The 14,988-nt window shown below is 70.6% G+C and carries 14 protein-coding genes and 1 pseudogene; 9 read left to right on the top strand and 6 right to left on the bottom strand.

Translation table 11 applies throughout. From position 1 onward, the window contains the following. Positions 1-266, bottom strand: a pseudogene (locus ACFWZH_RS37035) (hydroxypyruvate isomerase); the annotation flags it as partial. A gap of 136 nt (positions 267-402) precedes the next feature. On the opposite strand from ACFWZH_RS37035, the gene ACFWZH_RS37030 reads away from it, so the two are divergent. The 8 genes from ACFWZH_RS37030 to ACFWZH_RS36995 all read left to right on the top strand — a co-directional run bounded on the left by ACFWZH_RS37030 (position 403) and on the right by ACFWZH_RS36995 (position 7,849). Then, a complete protein-coding gene (locus ACFWZH_RS37030; RefSeq protein ID WP_384442043.1) occupies positions 403-672 on the top strand; it encodes a hypothetical protein in 270 nt (89 codons plus the stop codon). Next, positions 669-1,049, top strand: coding sequence for a helix-turn-helix domain-containing protein (locus ACFWZH_RS37025; RefSeq protein WP_384442040.1), 381 nt, complete (start codon positions 669-671; stop codon positions 1,047-1,049). Before ACFWZH_RS37030 ends, ACFWZH_RS37025 begins: the two co-directional genes overlap by 4 nt. Positions 1,050-1,220: 171 nt before the next feature. Continuing rightward, a complete protein-coding gene (gene uraD / locus ACFWZH_RS37020; protein ID WP_384442037.1) occupies positions 1,221-1,742 on the top strand; it encodes a 2-oxo-4-hydroxy-4-carboxy-5-ureidoimidazoline decarboxylase in 522 nt (173 codons plus the stop codon). After that, entirely contained in the window at positions 1,739-2,146 is a 408-nt protein-coding gene (gene uraH, locus ACFWZH_RS37015; protein ID WP_384442035.1) for a hydroxyisourate hydrolase, read from the top strand. The genes uraD and uraH overlap by 4 nt, the downstream gene beginning before the upstream one ends. A 7-nt stretch (positions 2,147-2,153) precedes the next feature. Beyond that, entirely contained in the window at positions 2,154-3,101 is a 948-nt protein-coding gene (gene pucL, locus ACFWZH_RS37010; protein WP_384442032.1) for a factor-independent urate hydroxylase, read from the top strand. Positions 3,102-3,184: 83 nt separating this feature from the next. Further along, positions 3,185-4,561 carry a nucleobase:cation symporter-2 family protein gene (locus ACFWZH_RS37005; protein WP_384442029.1) on the top strand — a complete coding sequence of 459 codons (1,377 nt, stop codon included), beginning with the start codon at positions 3,185-3,187 and terminating at the stop codon, positions 4,559-4,561. 84 nt (positions 4,562-4,645) lie between these two features. Further along, positions 4,646-6,031 carry an 8-oxoguanine deaminase gene (locus tag ACFWZH_RS37000; protein WP_384442026.1) on the top strand — a complete coding sequence of 462 codons (1,386 nt, stop codon included), beginning with the start codon at positions 4,646-4,648 and terminating at the stop codon, positions 6,029-6,031. Positions 6,032-6,328: 297 nt separating this feature from the next. Continuing rightward, positions 6,329-7,849, top strand: coding sequence for a nucleobase:cation symporter-2 family protein (locus ACFWZH_RS36995; RefSeq protein WP_384442023.1), 1,521 nt, complete (start codon positions 6,329-6,331; stop codon positions 7,847-7,849). Positions 7,850-7,968: 119 nt separating this feature from the next. Here the strand turns inward: ACFWZH_RS36995 and ACFWZH_RS36990 are convergent, their stop codons facing one another. The 5 genes from ACFWZH_RS36990 to ACFWZH_RS36970 form a co-directional block, all read right to left on the bottom strand. Further along, positions 7,969-8,841 carry a chitosanase gene (locus ACFWZH_RS36990; protein ID WP_384442020.1) on the bottom strand — a complete coding sequence of 291 codons (873 nt, stop codon included), beginning with the start codon at positions 8,839-8,841 and terminating at the stop codon, positions 7,969-7,971. Positions 8,842-9,017: 176 nt separating this feature from the next. Continuing rightward, on the bottom strand, positions 9,018-9,572 hold the full coding sequence (locus tag ACFWZH_RS36985; protein ID WP_384442017.1) for a TetR/AcrR family transcriptional regulator: 555 nt from the start codon (positions 9,570-9,572) through the stop codon (positions 9,018-9,020). A gap of 174 nt (positions 9,573-9,746) precedes the next feature. Next, entirely contained in the window at positions 9,747-11,375 is a 1,629-nt protein-coding gene (gene aceB, locus ACFWZH_RS36980; RefSeq protein ID WP_384442014.1) for a malate synthase A, read from the bottom strand. A gap of 323 nt (positions 11,376-11,698) precedes the next feature. After that, the gene (locus ACFWZH_RS36975) at positions 11,699-12,277 is read right to left on the bottom strand and encodes an NTP transferase domain-containing protein (protein WP_384442046.1); all 579 of its coding nucleotides are present in this window, start codon (positions 12,275-12,277) and stop codon (positions 11,699-11,701) included. 145 nt (positions 12,278-12,422) lie between these two features. Further along, on the bottom strand, positions 12,423-12,647 hold the full coding sequence (locus ACFWZH_RS36970) for a hypothetical protein (protein ID WP_384442011.1): 225 nt from the start codon (positions 12,645-12,647) through the stop codon (positions 12,423-12,425). Between the two features lie 363 nt (positions 12,648-13,010). On the opposite strand from ACFWZH_RS36970, the gene ACFWZH_RS36965 reads away from it, so the two are divergent. Further along, positions 13,011-14,897, top strand: coding sequence for a serine/threonine-protein kinase (locus tag ACFWZH_RS36965; RefSeq protein ID WP_384442007.1), 1,887 nt, complete (start codon positions 13,011-13,013; stop codon positions 14,895-14,897). Positions 14,898-14,988: the final 91 nt, after the last annotated feature.

Genomic DNA, 14,988 nt, shown 5'->3' with positions numbered 1-14,988 from the left:
CCCGGCACCGACAACGCACCACGATCGGGGCCCGGCAGCTGACCGGCGTAGAAGTTCAGCCCCACCAGCCGCGTCCCGGCGTCCTCCAACGCCGCCCGCAGCGCATCCAGCTCCGCCTGCTCCGGAACCGGGGCGTCCACCCACGGCCACCACAGCTCCACCGCCGTGAAACCCGCCGCCCGCGCGGCCGCCGGCCGCTCCAGCAACGGAAGCTCGGTGAACAGGATCGACAGATTGACGTTGAAGCGCGTGTCCGTGAAACCCATAAAGGCCGGCGCTCCTTCCGGATAGTGGAACTGTTTTTCTGCTTAACGGAACATTGCCTGCCGCGTTCCGAGGCTGTCAAGGGGGCCCCGGGGCAATTTCTGGTGGCCGGGGCGAACCGCGCGTAGGTTGAGCGGCGTGCGATTGAGAGTGGAGTTCACGACGGAGCCGTTCGACCTGGACGAGGCGCCGGAGCACGCGGTGGTGGCGCGCGACATCGTCACCGGCGCCGATCTGGACGCCGTCGATGTGGGTCCGTTCGGCAATACGGCCGAGGGTGACGCCGACCAGGTGCTCGGTGCGGTGTCCGCGCTGCTGCGCGAAACCCTGCGGGCGGGCGCCACCCGGGTCTCCCTGCAGGTCAACGTGATCGGGGAAGCCGAGCGGGGCGAGGGGGACGCGACGTGACCGAGCCCGCCGACCACCCGTTCGTCCAGGCGGTCAAGCCGCTGGTGGACGCCATGGGTGGACAGATGGTCGCGCCGGACCTTGCCCAGGGCGACGATGTCGTGCTGGCCTGGGAGGGGCAGGACCGGGTGGCCGTGCGGCTCCCGCACCTGTCGGATTCGCTCGACCACATCCTGGCCGAGCTGGAGCGCCGGCACGGTATGCCGCTGGCCGATCTTGACCGCAAGACCAAGCAGTCGGTGGTGCGGATCCTGGAGACCCGCGGCGCCTTCTCGGTCCGGCACGGGGTCGAGACGGTCGCGGGCGCCCTCGGCGTCAGCCGCTTCACCGTCTACAACTACCTGAACAGGGAGAATGCCGCGAAGGGCGCCGACTGAGGCGATCCGGACGAAGAACCGCCCCGACCGCCGAAGCCGCCGTCCCGCATCCCCCGGACGGCGGCTTTTGTGTCACCGACTTTTCAACAAAGTGTTGACGTGATGTTGCCGGGGGTCTTAGCTGTTTCCAGCCAACCAGAGCTGTCCAGCACCAGGCCACGGAGGCTTCCCGTGTCTTCGAGCAAGACCCCGGGGCTCACCCGGTTCAACACCGCCGACGACAGTACGGCGCGGGCCGCACTGCACGAGGTGTGTGCCAGCCGGGCATGGGGCGACAAGGTTCTCGCCCAGCGCCCCTACGCCACCACCGACGCCCTGTTCGCCGCCAGCGACGCCGCCATGGCCGAGCTGACCGCACAGGACCTGGCCGAGGCGATGGCCGGGCACCCGCCCATCGGCCGGCCGAAGCCGGGGGACCCGACCTCGAACCGCGAGCAGAGCGGGATGGCCGGCGCCTCCGACGAGCTCAAGGCGGAGATGCTCGAACTCAACCTGGCCTACCAGGAGAAGTTCGGCCATGTCTTCCTGATCTGTGCCTCCGGCCGTACCGGAGAGCAGATGCGCGATGCGGTGCGTAACCGGATCGACAACACGCCGGAACACGAACGAGAGATCGTTCGTGTGGAACTCGGCAAGATCAACCGCATACGGCTGACCCGTATCGCGGAGAACGCGGAAGGAGACGCAGCATGAGCAGCGAGACGGCTGCACAGACGTCGGTGTCCACGCACATCCTGGACACCAGCGTGGGCCGGCCCGCGGAGGGCGTCGCCCTCACGCTCTCGGTGCGCTCCGGCCGCGACGGTGCCTGGACGGCCCACGGCGCGTCCAAGACCGACGCGGACGGCCGCTGCAAGGACCTGCCGGCGCTGCCGGACGGCACCACTCACGTACGCCTCGACTTCGCCGTCGAGGAGTACTTCGTACACCACGAGGCAACCCAGCAAGCCGAGGAACAGCAGGACGCCCCCCGCGTAAGGGACAGCGGAGCTTTCTTCCCGGAGGTGGCAATCACCTTTGCCGTCAATCCGGGCGAGCACTATCACGTACCGCTGCTGCTCAACCCGTTCGGCTACTCCGTATACCGAGGGAGCTAGCACCGACATGACTGCCCAATCCCGCCCGGCCCGCCCGGTGATTCTCGGCCAGAACCAGTACGGCAAAGCGGAGAACCGCGTCGTCAAGATCACCCGCGATGGCGACACGCACCACATCAAGGACCTGAACGTCTCCGTCGCCCTCTCCGGCGACCTGGAGGAGGTCCACCTCTCCGGCTCCAACGCCCACTGCCTGCCCACCGACACGACCAAGAACACCGTGTACGCCTTCGCCAAGGAGTACGGGATCGAGTCGGCCGAGCAGTTCGGCATCCACCTGGCCCGGCACTTCGTCACCAGCCAGGAGCCGATCAAGCGGGCCCGGATCCGCATCGAGGAGTACGCCTGGGAGCGGATCGAGACCTCCGACGCCAACTCCCGCTTCATCGGCGCCGACGAGGTCAAGCACTCCTTCGTCCGCCAGGGCCAGGAGACCCGGCTCACCGAGATCACCTACGACGGTGAGCAGTGGCAGGTCATCTCCGGTCTGAAGGACCTCGTGGTGATGAACTCCACCAACTCGGAGTTCTGGGGCTACATCAAGGACAAGTACACGACGCTGAAGGAGGCCTACGACCGCATCCTCGCCACGCAGGTGTCCGCCCGCTGGCGGTTCAACTGGACCGAGGACGAGCAGCGGATGCCCAACTGGGAGCGTTCGTACGAGCAGGTGAAGAAGCACATGCTGCACGCCTTCGCCGAGACCTACAGCCTCTCGCTCCAGCAGACCCTGTACCAAATGGGTTCGCGCATCATCAACAACCGCTCCGAGATCGACGAGGTGCGGTTCTCCCTCCCGAACAAGCACCACTTCCTGGTGGACCTGGAGCCGTTCGGGCTCAAGAACGACAACGAGGTCTACTACGCGGCGGACCGCCCGTACGGCCTGATCGAAGCCACTGTCCTGCGCGACGGTGTCGAAGCCCTGATCCCGGTGGATCTGACCAACCTCTGAGCGCCTTTGACGCCACGCCGTGCCTCGCGTCCCCTCCCCACCCGACAGCGGGGAGGGGGCGCGGATCCTGAGGGGAACGACCCATGGCACAGCCATCGCACGACCCGCACCACCCTTCGTCCCCGGTCCACCCGGTGGACGAGAAGCCGGCGGCCGAGCGGCTCGTCCCTGCCGCGCTCCAGCACATCGCCGCGATGTACGCCGGTGTCGTCACCCCTCCGCTCATCATCGGCCAGGCCGTCGGCCTGGACGCCGCGGGCCGCACCCGGCTGATCGCCGCCGGCCTGCTCGTCGCCGGGCTCGCCACGCTCCTGCAGACGCTCGGCTTCCGTCGCTTCGCCGGCAACCGGCTGCCCTTCGTCAACGCGGCCAGCTCCGCCGGCATCACCCCGATGCTCGCCATCGCCGAGACCACCGCGAAGGGCCATCAACTCCCCGCCGTCTACGGGGCGGTCATGGTCGCCGGGGTCTTCTGCCTCGCGATCGGCCCGTTCTTCGGCAGACTGCTGCGCTTCTTCCCGCCGCTGGTCACCGGCGTCGTCATCACCCTCATCGGGGTCACCCTGATGCCCGTACCGGTCGGTTGGGCGCAGGGCGGCGACGAGCACGCCGCCGACTTCGGCGCCATGCAGAACCTGGCGCTCGCCGCCTTCACCCTCGTGGTGATCCTGCTCGTCCAGCGCTTCACCCAGGGCTTCGTCAAGCAGATCGCCCTGCTGATCGGCCTGGTCGTCGGCACCGTCGCCGCGGTCCCCTTCGGGATGGCGAGCTTCGACGGGCTGCGCTCGGCCCCGATCGCCGCACTGCCCACCCCGTTCTCCTTCGGCGCACCGGAGTTCCAGCCGGCCGCGATCCTCTCGCTGTGCCTGGTGATGCTGGTGCTGATGACGGAGTCGTCGGCCGGCATGCTCGCCCTCGGCGAGATCTGCGACCGCCCCACCACCAGCGCCACCCTCACCCGCGGACTGCGCACCGACGGCCTGGCCACCCTGCTCGGCCCCGTCATCGGCGGCTTCCCGACCAGCGCCTTCGCGCAGAACGTCGGAGTGGTGTCGCTGACGAAGGTGCGCAGCCGCTACGTCGTCGCGCTCGCCGGCGCCACGCTCCTGGTCCTCGGCGCCTTCCCCGTCCTGGGCGCCGTGGTCTCGCTGGTGCCGATGCCGGTCCTCGGCGGTGCGGGTATCGTCCTGTTCGGCTCGATCGCGGTCAGCGGCATCCGTACGCTCGCCGAGGCCGGGCTCGACGACAGCTCCAACATCATCCTGGTCGCGGTGTCGCTCGGCGCCGGCATCATCCCGCTGGCCGCACCGACCTTCTACGCGGACTTCCCCGCCTGGGCGCAGACCGTGCTCGGCTCCGGAATCAGTGCCGGGGCCCTGGCCGCGGTCCTGCTCAACCTGTTCTTCCACCATCTCGGCACCCGGACCCGCTCGACGGTTCCGGCACTCAAATCCTCCTAGGGTCCTGCCGTGCCCGCCCCCGAGCTCCCGGACTCGTTCGAGCAAGGGGGAGCCACATCGCCACCACAGAGAAGAGGAAGCACGATGGCACCATCGGCAGCCCAGCGCATCGTCATCGAGAACTGTGCGATCGCGACCGTCGACGCCCAGGACACCGAGTACGCCTCCGGGTACCTCGTCATCGCCGACAACAAGATCGAGTCGATCGGCGCCGGCAAGGCCCCCGAGGGTCTGGAGAACGTGGTCCGTCGCATCGACGCCACCGGCCACCTGGTGACCCCGGGCCTGGTCAACACCCACCACCACTTCTACCAGTGGATCACCCGCGGGCTGGCCACCGACCACAACCTCTTCAACTGGCTGGTCGCGCTCTACCCGACCTGGGCGCGCATCGACGAGCAGATGGTGCACTCGGCCGCGCAGGGCTCGCTGGCGATGATGGCCCGCGGCGGTGTCACCACCGCGATGGACCACCACTACGTCTACCCGAAGGGCTCCGGCGACCTCTCCGGTGCCATCATCAAGGCCGCCTCCGACATGGGCGTCCGCTTCACCCTGGCCCGTGGCTCCATGGACCGCAGCGAGAAGGACGGCGGTCTGCCGCCGGACTTCGCCGTGGAGACCCTCGAAGGCGCGCTGGCCGGCACCGAGGAGACCGTCAACAAGCACCACGACGCCTCCTTCGACGCGATGACCCAGGTCGCCGTCGCCCCCTGCTCGCCCTTCTCCATCTCCACCGAGCTGCTCCGGCAGGGCGCGGAGCTCGCCCGCCGGCTCGGCGTGCGGATGCACACGCACGGCTCGGAGACGGTCGAGGAGGAGAAGTTCTGCCACGAGCTGTTCGGCATGGGCCCGACCGACTACTTCGAGTCCACCGGCTGGCTGGGCGAGGACGTGTGGATGGCCCACTGCGTCCACATGAACGACTCCGACATCGCGGCCTTCGCCCGGACGAAGACCGGTGTCGCGCACTGCCCGTCGTCCAACGCGCGGCTGGCCGCCGGCATCGCCCGCGTCCCCGACATGCTCGCCGCCGGAGTCCCGGTCGGCCTCGGCGTCGACGGCACCGCCTCCAACGAGTCCGGCGAACTCCACACCGAGCTGCGCAACGCGCTGCTGATCAACCGCCTCGGTGCGCACCGCGAGGCCGCGCTCAACGCCCGCCAGGCGCTGCGCCTGGGGACCTACGGCGGTGCGCAGGTCCTGGGCCGCGCCACCCAGATCGGCTCCCTGGAGCCGGGCAAGCTCGCCGACCTGGTGCTGTGGAAGCTGGACACGCTCGCCCACTCCTCCATCGCCGACCCGGTGACCGCCCTCGTGTTCGGGGCCGCGGCTCCGGTCACGCTCTCCCTCGTCAACGGCAAGCCGGTCGTCGAGAACGACCGTCTGCTGCACGCCGACGAGGACGCCATCGCCCGCACCACGCGGGCCGAGGCGCAGCGTCTGGCCCGTATCAGCGCCGAGGGCTGACCCCCGCGGCGCGGCACACGCGGCCGACGCACCACCCAGACTCGGCCGGGAGGGACGGCTCCCGGCCGGGCTTGTGGATCCGAGCGGGATCCACAAGCGCCGGACCCCGGGGGTGCGGGATCGATCCCCACCCCCGGGCCGCCGGCCCTACCCACCGCCGTCCACGCGCCACAAGCGCGGCCCTTCGCAGCATCGCTCACCAGGCGTCTTCTCGCACCACGCACCACATGGCAAGACCTCCGTGACAGCCTCGCACTCGCCGGCCCCCGGTGACGCAGAAATCGAAGGAGGCCCGCAGTGGCCGCAACTCCCGGGCAGACCCTGGAGGAGGACCGGAAGCATCCGGTCGACGAGACCCTCCCGCCCTTCAAGATGTTCACCAGCGGCCTGCAGCACGTGGCCGCGATGTACGCGGGTGTGGTGGCCCCGCCGATGATCGTGGGGCCGGCCTGCGGGCTGAGCGCCACCGAGACCGCGTTCCTGATGGGCGCGAGCCTGTTCACCGCGGGCATCGCCACCCTCCTGCAGACCCTCGGCTTCTGGAAGGTCGGCGCCAAGCTCCCCTTCGTCAACGGCGTCTCGTTCGCCGGCGTCACCCCCATGGTCGCCATCGGCAAGGCCCAGAGCCCCGACAACGCGCTGCCGATCATCTTCGGAGCGGTGATCGTCGCCGGTGTGCTCGGCTTCCTCGTCGCCCCCTACTTCTCCAAGCTCGTACGCTTCTTCCCGCCGGTGGTCACCGGCACCGTCATCACCCTCATCGGTGTCTCGCTCCTGCCCGTCGCGTTCAACTGGTCCCAGGGAGGCAACTCCCAGGCCCCCGACTACGGTTCCCTGACGAACATCGGGATGGCCGCGCTGACCTTCCTGATCGTGCTGGTGCTGCGCCGGGTGCTGCGCGGCTTCCTCCAGCAGATCGCCATCCTGCTCGGCCTGATAGCCGGCACCCTGATAGCGATCCCCGTCGGCATCACCCACTTCTCCGCCCTCGCCGACGCGGATCTGATCGGCTTCCCGACGCCCTTCCACTTCGGCGCCCCGCAGTTCGAGATCGCCGCGATCGTCTCCATGTGCATCGTGATGCTGGTCTGTATGACCGAGTCGACCGCCGACATGCTCGCCCTCGGCAAGATCGTCGACCGGCCGGCGGACGAGCGCACGATCGAGGGCGGACTGCGCGCCGACACCCTCGGCACGGCCGTCAGCCCGCTGTTCAACGGCTTCGCCAACAGCGCCTTCGCGCAGAACATCGGCCTGGTCGCGATGACCAAGGTGCGCAGCCGCTACGTCGTGGCCACCAGCGGTCTGATCCTGATCGTGCTCGGCCTGTGCCCGGTGGCCGCCTCGGTCATCTCGCTGGTCCCGCTGCCCGTCCTGGGCGGCGCCGGCATCGTGCTCTTCGGTTCGGTGGCCGCCAGCGGCATCCAGACGCTGGCCACCGCCGCGATGGAGAAGGGCGACAACGCCCTGATCGTCGCCGCCTCGGTGGGCATCGGGCTGATCCCGATCGCCGCGCCGGACTTCTACCACCACCTCCCCAAGGACCTGCTGGTCGTCCTGGACTCCGGTATCAGCACCGGCTGCCTGGTCGCCATCGTCCTCAACCTCGCCTTCAACCACTTCGGCGGAAAGCCGGACGGGCAGAGGGCTGACGGGGAGACGGCTGACGGGGGTACGGCGGAAGGCCGGCCGGCGGCCGACGGGGAGACGGCCGGGGCGGCGCCCGCCGACGGCCCCGCCGACCCGCACATCCCCCAGCAGCCCGACCGCGGCGCCGTGGACGACAGCGGTGAGCCCGCGGCCACCCCCGCCCACTGACGCGTCGACGTACGTTCGCCGCCCGCACCTGGCAACGGCCCGTAGGGGAGCGCAACTGCCGCTCCCATACGGGCCGTTGGGCATGTGCGCCCCCGCGGCATGGCCGGGGCGGCGACGGGTCAGTCGATGTGGAAGCTCTCCCCGTAGACCTTCCAGTCCAGCGGAGTGTGCAGATCGAGGTTGCCGTTCCTGAGGAACACCCGCTGCGCGGTGTCGACCCGGCTGGTGTCGCTGTGCGCCTCCTCCTGCTTCATCGCCCAGACCCGGGCGTCGAGGAAGGCGTTGAGGTAGGTCTTCTCGTCGCCGCCCTGGGCCGGCGGCTTCGCCTTGGCCAGCGCGCGCTTGCGGATGCCGGAGAAGCTGGTCCTGTCGTCCCCGTCGCCGTGCATCACGATCGCGTCGTAGTACGCGAACTGGCCCAGCACGCCGATACCGTCGGCCTTGCCCTGCTCGACCGCGGGGTTGAAGTAGACCCGGTCCCGCTCGTCGTTCTGGGCCTTTCGGAACGCGGGGTCCTGGGCGGCCTTGCGCCAGTCCTTGGGATAGTCGGGGTCCAGCCCCTCGTGCGAGTCGCTGCCGTCCACCTCGCGCAGCGCGGGGAGGTACTTGGCCAGGACGTTGCCGGGCTTGCGCTGGGTGTAGAGCTCGACGAGTTCCAGCATGTCGTGGGTGCCGGAGCAGAAGCCGATGATGCCGCCGGTGTAACCGCGGCCGTCGCCGATGTCCTCGATGTACTTGTACTGGGCCTTCCAGTCCAGCGAGGAGTTCTCCGCACTGGAGACCAGCCGCATGGCGATCTCCTTTTTGGCCGGGTCGTCCAGGCCCGTCGCGGCCCGCACGGTGTGCGGCGCGGAGCCGGTGGCGGCCGGTCGCGGATGCTGCGCCGGGCCGGCCGTGGCGACGGCGGTGGCGGGTACGGCGAGCAGGGCGAGGCCCAGCGCGACGCGGGTGGCGGCCTTGGGCAGGGCGGTGGCTATCGATCGGGTGCGCATGGAGTCAGTCCTCCGGTTCGGAGCGAGCTGTGGGGGATTCCCCAATCGTTAGGAAGCTTTCCTACCAGACTCCGGAGGTGGCGTACACCCGTCGGACCGAGGCCGTACCGGCCGGTCGGCCGGGCAGGGCAAGGCGGACGCGCCGAGCCAACTCGCCCGCCCCGCACCGCGGTTGCTCAGTCCAGCAGCCTGCCCAGCAGCTCACGGATGCCCGGCCCCGGATCGAAGTGTGCGTCCGGGAAGGCGAGTTGGTGGAACGCGACGCCGTCCATGTAGTCGAAGAGGATCTCGCAGTGCCGGCGCGGTATCGGTGAACCGAAGCGCTCCAGCCAGTCCGCCCCCCAGTTGACGACGGTCTCCCGTCCGCGGGTGAGCGCCGGGCGGAGCTCGGGCCGGGCCGTGGACTCCAGGTAGAGGGCGAAGCGGGCGGCGGTCCTGGCCTGCTCGGGCCCGGTCGCGTACCGCAGGAAGCGGGTGACGGCGTCGGCCAGTTCGCCGATGTCGGCGGGTGCGACCTCGGTGGCGAAGGCCTCCCAGTCGCGGCGCTCCAGCGTCTGCAGATGGTCGACGATGCCGTCGATCAGCGCCGCCCGGTTGCGGAAGTAGTTCGACGTGGTGCCGGACGGGACCCCTGCCGCGGTGTCCACGGCCTGATAGGTCAACCGCCGCGCGCCCTCGCCCCCCAGGACCTGGATCGCCGCGTCCAGCACCTGCTCCCGCCGTCGTGCCACTGCGCATGCCTCTCTCGTCGCGCCGGTGCCTACTATGTTTGTAGTGCCGATTCACTATGAACATAGTAGCGTGCGGCGCTGCCCGGCCCGAGCCACCGCGCCCGGCCCCACGCCGAAGGGCCCTTCCGTACCGCGACGCGGCGGTACGGAAGGGCCCTTCGGGCTCGACGGACGTCAGCCCAGCAGCTCGTACGCCGGGAGGGTCAGGAAGTCGGCGTAGTCCGCGTCCAGGGAGACCTTCAGCAGCAGGTCGTGGGCCTGCTGCCACCTGCCGGCGGCGAAGGCCTCCTCGCCGGTCTCGGCGCGAATCGCGGCCAGTTCCTCCGCGGCGACCTTGCGGACCAGGTCCGCGGTGGCCTTCTCGCCGTTCTCGAAGACGACGCCGGCGTCCACCCACTGCCAGATCTGGGAGCGGGAGATCTCGGCGGTGGCGGCGTCCTCCATGAGGCCGAAGATGGCGACGGCGCCCAGGCCGCGCAGCCAGGCCTCGATGTAGCGGGTGCCGACCTGCACGGCGTCGACCAGGCCCTGGTAGGTGGGCTTGGCGTCGAGCGAGTCGATCGCGATGAGGTCCCCGGCGGCGACGGAGACGTCCTCGCGCAGCCGGTCCTTCTGGTTCGGCTTGTCGCCGAGCACCGCGTCGAACGAGGCGCGGGCGACCGGGACCAGGTCGGGGTGCGCGACCCAGGAGCCGTCGAAGCCGTCACCGGCCTCGCGGTCCTTGTCGTTCTTGACCTTGGCCAGGGCCCTCTCGTTGGCCTCGGGGTCGCGGCGGTTGGGGATGAAGGCCGCCATACCGCCGATCGCGTGCGCACCGCGCTTGTGGCAGGTGCGGACCAGGAGTTCGGTGTAGGCGCGCATGAACGGGGCCGTCATCGTCACCGCGTTGCGGTCGGGGAGGACGAACTTGGCGCCGCCGTCGCGGAAGTTCTTGACGATGGAGAACAGGTAGTCCCAGCGGCCGGCGTTCAGGCCCGAGGCGTGGTCGCGCAGCTCGTAGAGGATCTCCTCCATCTCGTAGGCCGCGGTGATGGTCTCGATCAGGACCGTGGCGCGGACGGTGCCCTGAGGGATGCCGACGTAGTCCTGCGCGAAGACGAAGATGTCGTTCCAGAGGCGGGCCTCCAGGTGCGACTCGGTCTTCGGGAGGTAGAAGTACGGACCCTTGCCGAGGGCGAGCAGGCGCTTGGCGTTGTGGAAGAAGTACAGGCCGAAGTCGACCAGGGCGCCGGGGACCGGACGGCCCTCGAACTGCAGGTGGCGCTCCTCCAGGTGCCAGCCGCGCGGCCGCATCACGACGGTCGCGAGCTCCTCGGCGGGCTTGAGGGCGTAGGACTTCCCGGAGTTGGGGTCGGTGAAGTCGATCCGGCGCTCGTAGGCGTCGATCAGGTTGAGCTGGCCCGTGACGACGTTCTCCCAGGTGGGGGCGGAGGCGTCCTCGAAGTCGGCGAGCCAGACCTTGGCGCCCGAATTGAGCGCGTTGATGGTCATCTTGCGGTCGGTGGGACCGGTGATCTCCACCCGGCGGTCGTTGAGCGCGGCCGGCGCCTCGGCGACCCGCCAGCTGTCGTCGGCACGGATCCGCGCGGTCTCCGGGAGGAAGTCCAGCGTGCTGGTCCGGGCGATCTCGGCGCGGCGCTCGGCGCGGCGGGCGAGCAGTTCGTCGCGGCGCGGGGTGAACCGGCGGTGAAGCTCGGCGACGAAGGCGAGCGCGGCGTCGGTCAGGACCTCGGCCTGCCGTTCCGGGGTGTGGGCGGGGTCGACTTCGGCGATGGCCAGCGGGGACGGCGCTGGTGCGGACATGAGCTGTCACTCCATTCAGCGGCGGTGCCTGGCGGCCGCCGGCGCGTCGAGCGGCACGGGGTGCCGCGGGCTCCGAGAAGCGGTCGCGGGCGCCGTCTGGGTTCAGGGCGCTTCTGACCAGTGGAGACTAGTTTCCTTATCGCGGAACTTCAATGGTTTGTTGATGTCGAGATTCTCAGGGTCGACAGAAGTGGTGATCGATTGGCTCTCGGTGCCACCTCGGTCACTCTCCATTACGCCGGATCCGTCGCTCCGGCGCCGCCGCCCGACCCCGCGTCCGGCGCGTTCCGGCCCGCTCCGGCGCGTTCCGGCCCGGCCGTGCCTCACTCCAGCCGGTGCAGGTCCTCCGGCGTGTCGATGTCGTACGGCTCGGCGATGTCGGCGCACTCGACCAGGGTGAGGGCGGCGGCGTGCTCCTGGAGGTAGGCGCGGGCGCCGCGATCGCCCTGTGCGCTCGCCATGACGGCCGACCAGCGGTCGGCGCCGAAGAGGACCGGATGGCCGCGACGGCCGCCGTACGCGGCGGAGGCGAGCGACTCGCGGCCCTCGTACGCGGCCAGCACCCGCGCCACCGCCGCCGCGCCGATGCCCGGCTGGTCCACCAGGGACACCACGACCGCGTCCGCCCCGGAGTCGGCCAGCGCGCCGAGGCCCACACGGAGCGAGGAGCCCATGCCCTGCGCCCAGTCCGGATTCTCCGAGGTGCCGTACGCCGAGAGCTCGGCTCGTGCGCGGACGGAATCGGCGGCCGCGCCCAGCACGATGTGCACCGGGTCGCAGCCGCCGTCCCGCAGGACGCGGGCGGCGTGCTCGACCAGCGGCCGTCCCCGGTGGTCGAGCAGCGCTTTGGGCCGGCCCCCCAGGCGCCGCCCGCCGCCCGCGGCGAGCAGCAGGCCGGCCACCCTCCCCTCGGGCCGTGTCGAGGCTGCCGGGTCTCCCGGGTCGCCCGTTCCTCCCGGGGGTGCCGGCGGTGGTGTCGGTGGTGCGGGTGGTGTCGGTGCCATGGGGACTGCTTACCTCATGGCACCTCCTGGCGCGGCCCGTTGGTCAGGCCGCGTCGTCGGACGCCCGCGGGCGGGGGATGTTCGGCCGGAACCGCTCCCGCAGATGGTGCGTGCGCTCCTCCACGCGGCCCCGCTCGGCGACGTAGCGGTGTATGTGCTCCAAGGTGATCTCCGACGCGTCGGACAGTCCGTATGCGCGGCAGATGAGCTGTACGACGCTGACGCCGCGGCGGTTCGGACCGGTGCCGGGGCCGGTGTCGGGCTCCATGGCGTTCTCCGATTCAGTGATATGCCGGATATTTCCCTGGAGGGAAGAATGCTCCACTCTGCCCCCGCATACGCATGGGTTCCCGCGCGCCCATGCCAACGGGTGCCGGTGGGAACGCACGTGCTGACGCATGGTCAGGCCGCCGTCCGGGCATCGCGCGGGGCGTGCGCCGGTGGGCGTGGGACGGCCCGGAAAGGCAGTCAAATCCGGTCGCGAAACCGGCTCTTCGGACATGCGTGACGTACGCCCACCGGCGATGTCACGGTGTGGCGCCTGGCCGGATAAGGTTCTGCCCCGTTGCGGACATCGTGGCTCCCCGCCCATCTGGCGGGCGGAGCCAAACTTTCTGAGTCGGGGGACGTCGTGGTGAACAGTGTGGGCTCTTCCGGGATCTTCCAGCCGCTGGAAGGCGACGACCCGCGGTCGATCGCGGGCTACCGCCTCACGGCGAAGCTCGGCTCCGGCGGCATGGGCAAGGTCTATCTCTCCTATACGCCCGGCGGCCGGCCGGTGGCCATCAAGGTGATCCGGCCCGAGTTCAGCGAGGACACCGAGTTCCGGCGCCGCTTCAAGCAGGAAGTGCAGTCCGCGCAGCGGGTGCAGGGGCTGTTCACCGCGCCGGTCATCGACAGCGATGCCGAGGGCGCCAGCCCCTGGCTCGCCACCGCCTACGTCCCCGGCCCCTCGCTGGCCGCGGCGGTCACCCAGCACGGGCGGCTCCCGGTCCCCACCGTGCTGCTGCTGGTCGCCGGGATCGCCGAGGCGCTGCAGGTCATCCACGGCGCCGGCATCGTGCACCGGGACCTGAAGCCGTCCAATGTGCTGCTGGCCGCCGACGGCCCGCGCGTCATCGACTTCGGCATCGCGCGCGCCGCCGACGCCACGTCCCTGACCAGCAGCGGCGTCACCGTGGGCACCCCCACCTTCATGGCGCCCGAGCAGGCCGCGGGCAGCACCATCACCCCCGCCACCGACGTCTTCGCGCTCGGCCAGGTCGCGGCGTACGCGGCCATCGGCACCCCGGCGTTCGGCGAGGGCACCTCGCACGGGGTGCTCTACCGCATCGTCCACGAGGAGCCGGACCTGACCGGGCTGCCCGAGGAACTGCGGGAGTTGGTCACCCGATGCCTGGCCAAGGACGCCTCGCAGCGGCCGTCGGTCGCGGAGGTCATCGAGCTGTGCGGGGCGGCCTCCGGCCAGACGCAGCTGCGCCGCCCCGAGGATTGGCTGCCCACCGCCGTCGCCGCGGACATCACCACGCGTGCGGCGGCCCCGGCGCCCGCGCAGACGCCGCCGCCCCCGCTGGAGGCGCCCACCGCGGGCGCACCGGCCCAGCCGCCGACCGCGCCCGCGCAGCCGCCCACCCAGCCCGCGCAGCCGCCGTCCGCCCCCGCTCCGGCCGTCCCGCCGGTGGCCACCGAGCTGAACCACCCGCAGACCCCGCCGCCCGGCTTCGGACCCGCGGCCTACGCGCCGACCGTCGGCGCCACCGCGCAGAGCGCGCCGATGAACGCGGCCGCCGCCGGTCCGACGGCCACCGGTCCGACGGCCACCGGCCCCACCGCCGCCTACCCCGCCGCCGCGGCGCCGGCTCCCGAGCCGCCGAAGAAGAAGCGCAAGGGGCTGATCACCGCTCTGGTGCTGGTCGGCCTGCTGGCCTTCGCGGGCGCCGGCGGCGGCGTCGTCTACACCTTCATGAAGGACAACGGCAAGAAGAGCAGCGACCAGGCCGCCGACGGCAAGAAGGGCAAGAACAGCGCCGCGTCGCCGACGCCCGCGGGGGACCCGACGGCGACTCCCGGTGGCGATGAGGGCAACACCCCCGCCGCCCCCGCGCAGGACCCGACTCCGGTCGACTACAAGGGCATCAACCTGCCCGACGAGTACCACCTGTCGATGGCCGACGAGCCGGTGCAGCCGACCAACACCGACACCGACACCGACGTCGACTTCTCGTACGACGACAACAGCTACTCGGACGACCAGGTCGCCACCGAGAACGGCAAGCTGGTGCTGCTGACCCCCGGTCAGGAGGGCTCGCTGGAGACGTGCCGTAGCGAGACCCGGTTCACCGAGAGCATCCTGACCAAGCAGCTCTCCAAGGGTGCGCAGATGTGCCTGACCACCGACTACGGCCATGTCGCCCTGATCACCTTCAAGGGCTACGCGCCGAAGTCGGACCCCGCCAGCTACATGACCGTCGACGTGCGGGTGTGGCGCAACGCGGTCCAGCCGAAGGAGAACTCCTGAGCGCTGGGGTCTGGGACATGGGTCTCGGCCTTGGGGTCTGGGCTCTGTGCCCTGGGCTCTGAGCGCTGGCTCCGGGGTGCGCCGAGGGTGA

The sequence above is a fragment of the Streptomyces sp. NPDC059008 genome, from assembly GCF_042749045.1.
In the GTDB taxonomy this organism is placed as follows: domain Bacteria; phylum Actinomycetota; class Actinomycetes; order Streptomycetales; family Streptomycetaceae; genus Streptomyces.
The sequence above is the reverse complement of the archived record's forward strand: the minus strand, read 5'-3'. Positions and strand labels throughout refer to the sequence as shown.